This window comes from Anaerococcus nagyae (assembly GCF_040364225.1).
GTDB lineage: Bacteria > Bacillota > Clostridia > Tissierellales > Peptoniphilaceae > Anaerococcus > Anaerococcus nagyae.
This window is the reverse complement of sequence record NZ_AP031484.1, coordinates 495,832-508,884: the sequence shown is the minus strand read 5'-3', so window position 1 is coordinate 508,884 and position 13,053 is coordinate 495,832. Positions and strand designations below refer to the sequence as shown.

Genomic DNA, 13,053 nt, shown 5'->3' with positions numbered 1-13,053 from the left:
GTTTTATTTTTTTATTCATAAAAGCTTTTTTGATTCAAGCTCTTCATTTACACTGATTTTTTCAATCAATGCGTGATTTATATAATCATCCTTTTTAAAGAAATCAACTTGGTTAAAGTTGTCAATAACTTTATTGTTATTTTTTGTTGTCAATAACTTTATTGTTATTTTTTATTGATAGGTTGATTATGTTTTGTGTTTACATAATCATTGATATTAAATTTCATTTAGATGTATAATACATCTGGTTCATTGCCGTTTATTTGTAACGACTTTATTAGTCTACCACTTAATTTTTGCTTTGTCAACTTTTTTTAAAATATTTTTACAAAAAGTTTACTCGGCTTTACAAATTAACTGTTTCGACTTTACTTAGTCTATCACCTTTTTGATATTGTGTCAAGTGTTTTTTTGTTTTTCTTTTAAAACCTCTTGGCATCTTTGCGGTGTCGACTTTTACTATTATACAGACTTTATTTTTTTTGTCAAATCTTTTTTTACTTTTTTCTTTCTAATATCTTCTCTGCTGTTTTTATACCATCAACAGCAGAAGATACTATCCCTCCAGAGTATCCACTTCCTTCTCCTACCACATATAAATTATCTATGTGAACAGCCTTATTTTCTTTATCTCTTAACATCCTTATAGGAGAAGATGAACGTGTTTCTGCAGCTGAGAGTATTGCATCTTCATCATCAAATCCATTTATTTTATTTCCCATATAATCTATTGCTTTTATAAGTGTACTTTCAATTTCTTTTGGATATAAACCTCTTAAATTTGCTAATTCATAGGATGATTCTAATGATGGCTTTATACTTCCATAGCTTTCGCTTGTTCTATTATTTTTATAATCTATAAATCTTTGGACTGGAACACTTCCTTTACCTAACTGATAGGCTTTCTTTTCAACTTCTCTTTGAAATCTCATCCCATCTAAAAGCTCACGCCCATAAATTTCTTCACCAACTGTTGCTATTATTGCTGAATTTGAGTTTTCTCCATTACGTGCGTGATAACTCATACCATTTACACAGGTCATTTCTTCTTCGCTTGATGCATTTACTACGTATCCCCCTGGACACATACAAAAGGTATATGCTGATAAACCGTTTTTTTTATCATTATAAGAAAGATTATAAGAAGCTGCTGGTAATATACTACCTTCTATGTCTGTATTTTTCCCATTATATTGAGCATTGTTTATAGTTTCTCTTTTGTGCTCTATTCTAAATCCTACTGCAAAGTTTTTATTTTCCATGGATATCTTATCACTAAGCATTTCAAAGCTATCACGAGCTGAATGTCCTAATGCTAATACATAGGCCCCACTTTTATATCTATTACTGTTAATAACTACTTCTTCCACTTTTCCATCTTTGATTTTTAGATCTTCCATCTTATGAGAAAAATAAAATTCTCCACCTAATTCTTCTATCTCTTCTCTCATATTTATAATAACTTCACGCAATAAATCAGTTCCTATATGTGGCTTTGCATCTATCATGATATCATCAGGTGCGCCATATTTATGAAAAGTTTCTAAAACTAATCTTACTCTAGGATCTTTGCTTCTTGCTGTAAGTTTACCATCAGAATATGTTCCTGCTCCACCTTCTCCAAACTGGATATTACTTTCCGGATTAAGTATTCCACTATTTTTAAATTTTTCGATAGTGTTTATTCTATCTTCTATAGCTTCACCTCTCTCATAGATTTTTACCTTGACACCATTTTTAGCTAAAACATAAGCCGTAAACAATCCTGATGGCCCTGATCCTACTATACTGACTTCATCTGGTGGATTATTTACCTTAACATTTGATTTCTTAAACTCAAATCTATCTGCATCCTTTATTTTTTTTAATTCTTTATCTGTAGGATCAATATCAACAAGTACTTGATATGAAAACTTGATTCCCTTTCTAGAATCGATTGATTTTCTATAGATTTCAAAGTCAAAATTATCTTTCCTTATTAATTTTGCAATCTTTGCTCTTAGTTTATTTTCATTATCACTTTCAAGAATTATATTTCTAATTATTATCATTATTCCTCTTTTTTTATAAGTAAAAAGACCTCGAAAGGTCTTATATTTTAAACTGATTTTTAATTGTCATTAAATTTGCTCTAATCTCATCACTCAAATCGTCAAAAGTAAGTAATTCTTCTATATCCTCTTTTGCTCTTGATAAATTTCCCAAGGTTAAATTTATTTGAATTTTATTATAAGCAAGCCTAGGGTCAGATGGGTACTTTAAAAGACCCTCATCTATTAAATCTAAAGCTTCTATTTCTTTTCCACTAACATATAAGGAAATTGCATAATCATTATATAGTTCTCTAAATTCAGCACCAGAGTCTAATGAATTTTCAAAAGCCATTATAGAATTCTCGTATTGTTCTATATTTTGATAAGCAACTCCTAAATAATAGTATGCATCTGCTCGTTTTTTATTAGACAACAATCCCGTAAGCTTTATAATGGCTTCATTATAATTACCCTTACCAATAAAATAAAGAGCTTCTTCTATCTCGGCATTATCATTTATTTCACTTAGTCTATCCCTAATTTCATTACAAGCTTCATCAGTGTCAGTCTTTCGCAAAGCATTATTATAATAATTACGTGATTTTACATATTCGCCTAAATTTGCATATATATTACCTAATTCATAATAAGCTATAGCAAAGTTGTTATCTTTATTTAGTATACTTTGTAAAATTTCTAAAGATTCTCTTATAAAGTCATCTTTGAATTTATCCTCTACCTCATAAGCTCTTGGCCAAAGCAATCTTGCATAAAGATAAGCATTATAATTATCTAATGGATTTAGCAAGTAACCTGCTCTTAATAAAAGTAAGGCTTTATCTATATCTTCATCAGCAATATTTAAAGAAATTGAAGCAGTATATTTACTTACATCTGGAATATAGTGAGCAATTATACTCTTATACTCTTCATTGTGTATAAATTCTGGATCCGCTCCAATATTTATTAGCATTCCTTGCAAGAAATTTTCTACATCAATTTTATCAGCCATCTGGCCTGTCAGTATTCCACTTTGCATATCACTTACATATATAGGTAATGGTAAATCGTTTAATAATTCATAATCAGCAGATTCCTTTAAATCAAGATAGGCTAAATTATTTGTAAATTTTATAAAATAATTATCTAATCTCATCTAATATCCTCTCATGAATTTTCTTTGTCTATAGGAATGATGGTTTAAAAGTTTAAACAAGTGACCCCTTACTACATAAAAAAATGTTTCAATAAATCCTAATAATAAAACATATAAAAATCTACTATTTTCAACTTGATAACTATAAGCTAAATTGTAGTTAATATAAAACTTTATTAATATAAATATAATTGTAAATAGTCCATAAGTTAAGATATTGTCACATACAAATTTAGCAGATTGTTTGAGTGACTCAAATCCACTTTTCCCATTAATATAAATTTCTTCTGGTAAAGCAGATGTTGCAAATTCAAATACTAATAACAATATCATATATATATTTGATGGTAATCCTGTCCCTATAAAGCTAATAAGTATTTCTATTAAATAAACAAAAAATAATGAGCTTAACACTGGTTGCCAAAAATTAGATAAGGAATTAGCAATAGATTTTTTTCCGGAGTTGCCATAAACCACATAGGATTTTAAAGCTTGAATAACAAAACTAAGTAAAGCTGCATCCAAAAAATAGTTTATAAGCCCACCTATCCTATTTCCTCCAAACATTCCTATAAACCTATAATTTTCAAAAAATGCTCTAATTAAAATAACTATAAAGGCAACATAAACTTTATTAATCTTAGAAAAGCTTTCTTTAAATGCCTGACTGTAAATTTCACCGAAATCTTTTAACCTATCATTCATTACATCTTCTCCACTGTTTTAATGCCGAGTAAACTTAATCCTGACTTTATAACAAGAGCTGTAGCATAAGTTAGGGCAAGTCTTTCATTTTTAATATTTTCATCTTCTACCATAATTTGAGATGAATTATAAAATTTATTAAAAGATTTTGCAATCTCTGTTATATGCCTTGTAAGTAAAGATGGCTCATATTTTTCACACGCTCTACTTACTACTTGTTCAAATCCTGCAAGATTTTTTACTAAATTAAACTCTTCATCTGTAGTTAGATTACTAAATTCAGTTACGCTGAAAGTCTCTATACCTGCTTTTCTTAAAACAGACTTAGCACGAGCATATGTGTACTGAACGTATGGACCCGTTTCACCATCAAAGTTTAATACTTCATCCCAATCGAATACATAGTCTTTTATTCTATTATTGTATAATTCTTGGAACTTCACAGCTCCTATACCTATTATCTTAGAAGTCTTATCTATATCTTCTACGTCACTATTTCTTTCTTCCATGATGGATTTTGTTTTATCTATAGCTTTGTTTAAAACATCTTCTAAAAATACTACTTGTCCCTTTCGAGTAGACATTGTTTGATCTTTAAGACTTACCATACCAAAAGCTACATGTATATCATCATCCCACCATTCATATCCCATAAGTTCTAAGATTTTTCTAAGCTGTTGATAATGTAAATTTTGTTGAGTAGCTACTACATAAATATTTTTTGTGAAGTCATAATTTTCCTTACGATTAATAGCTGTACCGATATCACGCGTAATATATGAACTAGATCCATTACTCTTTATTATAATAGCTGGAGTCAAATCATATGGACTTAGATCAACTATTTGTGCTCCATCACTTTCTACCAAAAGATTTTTTTCTTTTAATAATTCTAAAGTTTCTGGAATATATTGTGAGTTATAACTTTCACCATTGTAATTATCAAATTCTATATCTAAAAGCTCGTAAACTCTCTCAAACTCTTTTAAGGAAATATCCTTAAACCATTGCCAAAGTTTAGTAGCTTCTTCTTCTCCATCTTCAAGATTTTTAAACTCTTTACGTGCAGCGTCCATCATCAGTGGATTTTCGCTAGCTTCTGTATTATATCTTACATATAATTTTAAGAGCTCATTGATAGGATCAGAATTAATAGCTTGCCTATCACCCCAAAGCTTAAAAGCTGCAATCATAGTCCCAAATTGAGTACCATAATCACCTAAATAATTAGTAGCTACAACTTCATATCCTAAAAATTCATGAATGTTTCGTATAGCATCTCCAATTACTGTTGATCTAATATGACCTATATGAAAGGGTTTAGCAATATTTACTGAAGAAAAATCTATTACTACAGTCTTACCCTCACCTTCATTTGTCTTCCCAAATTCCTCTTTTTTTTCTAAAATCTCATTTAAGATTTCATTTTGATAGTAATTTCTATCTACAAAAAAATTTAAGTAAGCATTTAGACTTTCAATTTTTAAAAAATTTTCTATTTTTATATCCTTACTTAAATCACTTGCTATTATAGCCGGATTTTTTCTTAAAGTTTTAGCTAAGCTAAAGCAAGGAAAGGAATAATCACCCATATCATCTCGTGGTGGGATCTCTATTAAATTATAAATCTCATCATAAGATAATCCTAACTCTTTTTCTTCTAATTTTTTTGCAATTAATTCTTTAAAATCTTTCATTAATCCTCCTGCCTTGCTAATCTTATTCAAAAGTAACTATAGTAACTCCATAGCCACCTTCCTTATCATCACCTAATCTATAATCAGCAATTCTCTTGTCATTTTTTAAATTTTCTGTAACTCCATTTATTAAAGCACCAGTACCCTTGCCGTGTATAATTTTTGCCTTAGATAAACCTGCAAGCATAGCATCATCAAGATATTTATCCAGATTCCTCATAGCATCATCATATCTTTGCCCACGCAAATCTAGTGTAGGGGAAATATTCATTGCTTTTTTAGCATTATACACTTTATTGATATTCTTTTCCGTTTTATCTTGGCTTTGTATCTTGGTAACATTTTTTATATTAGAGTCCATTTTTAAAATTCCCATTTGAAGTTTAATATTTCCCCTATCATCTGGTTCGGAGATAACTTCAGCTTTTTCATTTATTCCTTCAATTATTACCATATCTCCTAATTTTAATTCTTCTGGTATATCATTGGATTTTCCAATTTTAAGACCTTTGCCCCTACGTTCAATCTTATTGTCTTTGTATCTATTTCTAATATTATTAAGGCTTCTATCTATATCAGATGTATTGGCATTTCTACTTTTCTTAGCTTCCTTAAGCATAGCTTGAGATTCATTATTAGCTTTTTCTAATATAACATTAGCCTTATCTTCAGCCTCTCTTATAATAGCAGCTTGTTTCTTATCTACTTCTTTTGATTTTTCTTCAAGTTCTTTTTTTATCTTTTGAATTTCTCTTTTGTATTTATCTATTTCTTGATTCTTTAACTCCAATTCATCTCTATCTTCTTCTATCTTTTCTAAAATCTTATTTACATTTTTAGTATCTTCACCTAGTAAATTGTAAGCATTTTTAAGAATATCTTCATCAAGTCCAAGTCTTTTAGATATTTCAAAAGCATTAGATTTCCCTGGAGTTCCTATTTCTAATTTATAAGTAGGAGATAGAGTGTTTACATCGAATTCTACAGATGCATTCATAACACCTGGAGTTTCTACAGCATAATATTTTAGTTCACTATAGTGAGTTGTAGCAAAAGTCATTATGTCTTTTTTTCTAAGATAATCTAATATAGAGATAGCAAGGGCTGCACCTTCAACTGGATCAGTTCCAGATCCTACTTCATCTAATAATACTAAGGAACGTTCACTTGCCTTATTAGTAATATCCACTATTTTTGTAAGAGAAGCCGAAAAAGTAGATAGACTCATCTCTATTGATTGAGTATCCCCTATATCTACAAAAATATCATCAAAAATATTTACCAAGCTATTTTCTTCAGCAGGTATATAAAGACCTGTCTGAGCCATAAGAGTTATAAGTCCAACTGTCTTTAAAGACACTGTTTTACCACCGGTATTTGGGCCTGTAATTATTAAAGTTTTATAATCTCCACCTATAATTACATCTATTGGTACTACTTTGCCTTTTAATAGTGGATGTCGAGCTTGGTTTAATCTAATAATTTTATCAGCATTTATTTTTGGTCTAGTATATTCATTGTTTATTGCAAATTTTGCTTTAGCTGCCAAGAAATCAATCCTTGAAATGAGCTTTTGATTTTCTAGAATCTCAACATCAAATTCTTCTACAAATCTTGAAAGTCTATCAAGTATTCTTCTTATTTCATCATCTTCTTTAAGATCTAAGTCCTTTAGCTGATTATTTAGCTCCACAATTGCCGATGGCTCTACAAATATGGTATTTCCACTAGAGCTTTTATCGTGAATAATACCCCCAATTGAAGACTTTTTGTTTGTCTTAACTGGTATTACATATCGACCATCTCTTATTGAAACCACCTTATCTTGCAAAGCATCATCATACCTTGGATTAGTAATATAGGAGTTCATTTTAGCTTTGATGTCGCTTTCCTTTCGCTCCTTTTGCCTGCGTATATTTCTAAGCTCTCTTGATGCATTATCAGCTATTTCATCTTGGCTGATAATAGAACGCTCGATTTCATTTCTTATAAAATCATTTGTACTAATTCTATTAAACAAATCTTTTATATAAGGCTCTTCTATATCTTTTCCATAATCTTTTAGATAGTATGAAACTCTTAATAGATCATTTACTTTTAAAAGTTCATAAGGCTCAAGGACTCCATTTTTTCTCACATAAGTAATCATATCTGTAAAATCAAATAGACCAAAAAGATCTATATTACCAAATCTACTTATAACGCCTACCATCTGAGCTGTATTATCTAACTCTTCGCTAATTTGATCATAATCGTTAAGAGGTAATAAATTTAATATTTGTTTTTTTACTAGCTTAGAGCGAGCTTCTTTCGCTAATCTTTCTAAAATTTTTTTGTACTCTAAAACTTCTAAAGTTCTTTCTTGCATTAGATCACCCCTCTAGTATAAGAATTACGATTTTTTACCCTATTTATATCAAGCAAATCTTCATCACTCATTACAGAATATAGAATTGATATATTTTCATTAAATTGATACTTATCAAAAATTGTAGCTTGATCTGGATAAATTTTTGAATAGTTATCATAACGAATTATTTTCATCATGGCACCCTCTTTTGATTTAAGCTTGCCTTCATTAAACTTACAAGTAGAACAACCTTTAAGCTCACATTTTTTTATAGTAGAAAATGGACAATGACGCATATTCATAAGTTCCACTCTGCCATATGATAGAACTTCTAAAGGATAATTTCCGTCATTTTTATTAATAAAATCAAGGTCAGCTTCACTACTAATACAAATCATTTCAGAAAAATCACTATAAAAATCTAAAGTATAAGAATTAAATACATTAAGATATCTACCTATCCTTATTGAAAATCCATTTTTCCTAAAATCTTCAATAAAGTTTAAATCACGATAATTATTAAAAATAACACCTTTAAAATTGTACCTTTTTAAGTAGTCTATTAGCTCATCTATATCATATTCGTCATGAGAGTCTAAGTTTAAATATAAATTAAAGTTCTTATACTCTTTATCGTAAGATCTTAGATAAATATTATCAAAGTCTTCCAACAAATCTTTTGAAATATTATTTGTTAGTAATTCTATATTTTTTTCAAATTTATTTTTTTTATTATTTCTAAGTTTAGGAATATGAATATCAATACTATCTCTGTGATAATCTTCTAATATAGTATTTTTCAACAGATCTATAGACTTTCTACGACACTCGTTTATATCTTTTTTTCTAAGGAATATATTATCTTGGATATTAATATTTATTTTGCTAGGCATAAATATTTCATCATTAAATTTATCTAAATTTTCTCTTATGCTATCTTCCGTTAAAGAAATATTTTTAGCTTTTTCGCAAATTACATCATGAACATAACTTACTTTCTTATCTTTATAACTTATAGTAAGCTTAGGATATTCTCCTACACTCGCAATAAAATCTATTTTTACTGGTAGAGATTTATATGAATTTAGACCTTCTTTTAAGGAATCTTTAAGTCTTGTAGAATTTAAAAGTAAAACATCTGAATTAACCAAGGCATCTTTATATTTTTCTAGAAATATTTTATCTCCCTTTTTATAAGATTTTGTGGTAGTAAAAGGAAGTTTTTTCCCTCTTTTAGTTGTAATTTCCAAATTATCACCCAACGATAAATTAGAATCACTTATAAAATATTTACCTAAATTAGAATATTTTACTTTGCCAATACTACGATGATTTGGATCATCTTTTAATAGTACATAATTAATATTTTGATCAAATATAAATCCTCTAGTGTAACCTCTATTTGAAGAATCTAATATGTCATCTTTATTGTAAATATTTTTATCAATTTTACTTTTATAATTTTTTACCGTCGTATAAACATACTCCGGAGTTTTCATTCGACCTTCAATTTTTAGACAGTCAATTCCTATAGGCAAAAGTTCATCTAGTTTATCAATTACATTTAAGTCTTTCATATTTAAATAATAATCTTTACCTAGATTCTTATCATTTGAAATCAATTCATATTTTTGTCTACATGGTCCTGCACATCTGCCCCTATTTGCAGAACGGCCTCCAAAATATGAACTCATTAAACATTCACCAGAATAAGATACGCATAAAGATCCGTGAACAAATACTTCTGTTTCCACTTCAAGACTAGCAATCTTTTTAATCTCTTCAATAGGAGTTTCGCGGGCTATAACTATTCTATCAAACCCTAATTTTTTTAAGTAACTTGCTCCGTTATATTCTCTTACAGCCATCTGTGTAGATGCATGTAAACTCATTCCAGGAACTTTATCTTTTATAATAGAGAAAAATCCCAAATCCTGAATAATTAGACCATCTACTCCGTATTCATATAATTTTTCAACATATTCTACAGCTTTTGATATTTCAGAATCTTTTATAAGGATATTCATAGTTATAAAGACTTTTTTGTCAAATAAATGAATATACTCTACTACATTTTTTATACTATCGAGAGTGAAATTTTTAGCATAAGCTCTAGCTCCAAAATCATCTAAAGCTAGATAAAAGCAGCTAGCACCTGCGGCTATTCCTGCTTCAAGCATAGAATAGTTACCTACTGGTGCTAGTATTTCGGTTTTACCCATTAAAGTTTGCCTTTCAATTGTTCGTTTTCTGCCTTTAAACTTGCAGCTTCTTGTTGGAGTCTCTTAGCTTCATTTCTAAGCTTTTCTATAAGTTTATCACTTTCTTCATTTGATTTAATTTGTTTTTCTAAATCATTTTTTTTATTTTCTAAAGATTCATTTTGTTGACTTAGTTGATTTACTCTTTCAATTAATTGATCATTATGATCAATTGCTTTTTTGTAATTTTCGACTAAAGAAGGGAATTTTTCAACCGCCTCAGCTGAATCTTCTTTTAATCTTTTATATTTATTTCCTACATTAAAGAGGTCATTTGCTATATTAAGGCTTGTTAATACTAGCTCTTTATCATAGCTTAAATTATCGGCTTTTGCTTCATTTATTTTTTTGCCAACATATGATGCTATTTCCCTAATATGTTCTTCACTTTCATCAGTTATAAGGGTGTAGCTTATACCATTAATTTCAACCTGAACTTTTTTCTCAGTCACTATTACTCCTAACTACGTAATACAATATTTGCATCGTTTAAGTCATTAATGATTTTTTCTTCTATATCTTTTATATCTTCTTCTTTTAAAGTTTTATCATTAGTTCTATATTCTACTTTGTAAGATATAGATTTTTTATCTTCTTCTATTTGATCACCTGTATAAATATCAAATAATTCAATAGTTTTTACTAATCCTTTACCATTATTAATAATTGTATCTTCTATAAATTTAGATTCAATATCTTTATCTGTTACAAAAGAATAATCTCGTGTTATTGCTGGATATTTGGGAATTTCCGTATATTTCCTATTTTTTATTCTTTTATCTTTTATTTTTGATAAATCTACTTCTAAAATTAAACATCCTTTGCTAATATCATATTCATTGCGAACTTGATAGGAAATTTCTCCTATAGTACCTATACTTATATCATCGTAGTATATATCTGCACATCTACCCGCATGAAATATTGGATTAGTTTCATTTGTCTTATAGTTAAAGTTTTTAAATCCAACTTTTTTCATTACTTCATTAAAAATATCTTTTAAATCATAGAAGTTATATGAACCATAAAGTCCTATAGTCAAGGTGTCATTTTCATTTGGTAGATCTTTTCTTGCTTTTTTAAAAGTTTTACCAAGTTCAAATAGTTTTAGGTCTTTTGCACCACGATTTATATTTTTTGCAATTACATCTAACATATTTGAGATTTGAGTAGTTCTCATTACAGAAAAGTCTTCCCCAAGAGCATTTACTAGACTTATATAATTTCTAAGTTCGGATTTTTCATCAAGCCCCATCCTATCAAACACTCTAGGTGAAATAAATGAATAGGTAGCTATTTCCGAGAACTTCTGTCCAGCTAATTCTTTTTTAAGCTCATCTCTTAAAAGTCTAGATTCACTTCTGATCCCTCTTTGTAAAGTTGATCTTAAAGGCTTAGATTCAATATTTCCCATACCATAAAGTCTAACCACTTCTTCAATAAGGTCTGCTTCTAAATCAATATCCATTCTAAAGAACGGTACTTTTACAACAAGAGTATCACTACCTTTCTCTTCTACTCCAAATTCTAGAAGTTCTAAATTTCGAATAGCTTCTTCTCTACTAAAGTCTACTCCTGTCAAAGCATTTAACCTTGATATTCTAAGATCTATAATTTTATCTTTAGGACTCTTTTCTCCTTCATCGATTATACCATCTATTATTTCACCTATTTCTAAATCTGAAATAAGTTTCATAGCACGTTTTGACGCTATATCAGCCATTTCAACTGGAAGTCCCTTTTCAAATCTTGTTGAAGCCTCACTTCTAAGACCCAATTTTTTAGATGTTTCTCTAACGCTAGCCCTATCGAAATTAGCTACTTCTAGTAGGATATTTTTCGTTTCACTTGTAACTTCAGTATCAAAACCACCCATAACTCCTGCAAGACTTATAGGCCTGTTACCATCTGAAATAACTAGCATTGAAGGATCTAATTTTCTTTCTTTACCGTCTATAGTTGTGAGAACTTCACCTTCTTTTGCATCTCTTGCTATGATTTTTTTATCTTTTAGCTTATCTAAATCATAAGCATGGAGTGGTTGACCAGTTTCAAGCATTACAAAGTTAGTAATATCAACTATATTATTTATTGGACGCATTCCAGCTAAGATTAAATAATTTTGTAGCCATTGAGGGGATTTGCCAACTTTAATATTTTTTGCGACTCTAGCTGTAAATCTATTGCATTTATCACTTTCTATTGTAACAGTATCTACGTAATCAAAAATATTTCCATCAACTGTTGGATATTCTAAGTCTGGCAATATTATTTTTTCACCAAAGCTTGCAGCTGTCTCTCTTGCCATTCCTATAATTGATAGGCAGTCAGCTCTATTTGGAGTAATTTCATATTCTATTACAGGAGTATTCGAATTTAAAACTTCACTTACTGGTGTACCTGGTTTTACTTCTTCTGGTAGAATTATAACTCCATCTTTAAATTCTTTTGGTATAACATTATCAGAATAACCAAGCTCTGCATATGAAGTTAGCATACCTTCCGAATTGATTCCAAAAAATTCATGATCTTCTATGTAATCTCCATTATCTAGCTTAGTTCCACTTTTAATTACAAATAGATAATCCCCTTCTTTTGTATTTGGAGCAGCTGTTATTATTGTACTATGTCTATCTTCTCCTATATCAATTGTCAAAACTTTTAATCTATCTGCATCTGGATGTTTTTCTTGCTTTAATACATGACCTACTACTACAGATTTTAGATCACTTGTGATTGTATTTACTTCTTCTACATGTGATCCTGTCTCTGATAGTCTATCAGTTATTGTTTTTAAATCTTTATCAATATTTATATAATCTTTTTGCCAAATTAAAGGTACTAACATCTT

8 protein-coding genes are annotated in these 13,053 nt (G+C 29.1%); all 8 read right to left on the bottom strand.

Annotated elements, in window-relative coordinates:
- Nucleotides 1-497: 497 nt before the first annotated feature.
- Genes ABXG81_RS02355 through pheT form a run of 8 tightly spaced genes read right to left on the bottom strand, consistent with a single transcriptional unit; the run spans nt 498 to nt 13,050 of the window.
- Nucleotides 498-2,051: an FAD-dependent protein gene (locus ABXG81_RS02355; RefSeq protein ID WP_353529019.1), complete on the bottom strand. Its 1,554-nt coding sequence runs from the start codon at nt 2,049-2,051 to the stop codon at nt 498-500.
- Nucleotides 2,052-2,091: 40 nt separating this feature from the next.
- Complete coding sequence (locus ABXG81_RS02350) at nt 2,092-3,189, bottom strand: tetratricopeptide repeat protein (protein ID WP_117521711.1); 1,098 nt, start codon at nt 3,187-3,189, stop codon at nt 2,092-2,094.
- Nucleotides 3,190-3,894 carry a hypothetical protein gene (locus ABXG81_RS02345; protein WP_353529018.1) on the bottom strand — a complete coding sequence of 235 codons (705 nt, stop codon included), beginning with the start codon at nt 3,892-3,894 and terminating at the stop codon, nt 3,190-3,192. It lies immediately after the preceding gene.
- The gene (argS, locus tag ABXG81_RS02340; protein WP_117521713.1) at nt 3,894-5,591 is read right to left on the bottom strand and encodes an arginine--tRNA ligase; all 1,698 of its coding nucleotides are present in this window, start codon (nt 5,589-5,591) and stop codon (nt 3,894-3,896) included. The genes ABXG81_RS02345 and argS overlap by 1 nt, the downstream gene beginning before the upstream one ends.
- 22 nt (nt 5,592-5,613) lie before the next feature.
- Entirely contained in the window at nt 5,614-7,959 is a 2,346-nt protein-coding gene (locus ABXG81_RS02335) for an endonuclease MutS2 (protein WP_353529017.1), read from the bottom strand.
- Nucleotides 7,959-10,163 carry a U32 family peptidase gene (locus tag ABXG81_RS02330; protein WP_353529016.1) on the bottom strand — a complete coding sequence of 735 codons (2,205 nt, stop codon included), beginning with the start codon at nt 10,161-10,163 and terminating at the stop codon, nt 7,959-7,961. Before ABXG81_RS02330 ends, ABXG81_RS02335 begins: the two co-directional genes overlap by 1 nt.
- On the bottom strand, nt 10,163-10,654 hold the full coding sequence (gene zapA / locus ABXG81_RS02325; protein WP_181965129.1) for a cell division protein ZapA: 492 nt from the start codon (nt 10,652-10,654) through the stop codon (nt 10,163-10,165). The genes ABXG81_RS02330 and zapA overlap by 1 nt, the downstream gene beginning before the upstream one ends.
- 8 nt (nt 10,655-10,662) lie before the next feature.
- Nucleotides 10,663-13,050 carry a phenylalanine--tRNA ligase subunit beta gene (gene pheT, locus ABXG81_RS02320; RefSeq protein WP_353529015.1) on the bottom strand — a complete coding sequence of 796 codons (2,388 nt, stop codon included), beginning with the start codon at nt 13,048-13,050 and terminating at the stop codon, nt 10,663-10,665.
- Nucleotides 13,051-13,053 lie beyond the last annotated feature (3 nt).

Bases quoted from the DNA above. Each gene is read 5' to 3' on its own strand.
- ABXG81_RS02355 (WP_353529019.1), bottom strand. From the start codon at position 2,051: ATGATAATAATTAGAAATATAATTCTTGAAAGTGATAATGAAAATAAA.
- ABXG81_RS02350 (WP_117521711.1), bottom strand. From the start codon at position 3,189: ATGAGATTAGATAATTATTTTATAAAATTTACAAATAATTTAGCCTAT.
- ABXG81_RS02345 (WP_353529018.1), bottom strand. From the start codon at position 3,894: ATGAATGATAGGTTAAAAGATTTCGGTGAAATTTACAGTCAGGCATTT.
- argS (WP_117521713.1), bottom strand. From the start codon at position 5,591: ATGAAAGATTTTAAAGAATTAATTGCAAAAAAATTAGAAGAAAAAGAG.
- ABXG81_RS02335 (WP_353529017.1), bottom strand. From the start codon at position 7,959: ATGCAAGAAAGAACTTTAGAAGTTTTAGAGTACAAAAAAATTTTAGAA.
- ABXG81_RS02330 (WP_353529016.1), bottom strand. From the start codon at position 10,163: ATGGGTAAAACCGAAATACTAGCACCAGTAGGTAACTATTCTATGCTT.
- pheT (WP_353529015.1), bottom strand. From the start codon at position 13,050: ATGTTAGTACCTTTAATTTGGCAAAAAGATTATATAAATATTGATAAA.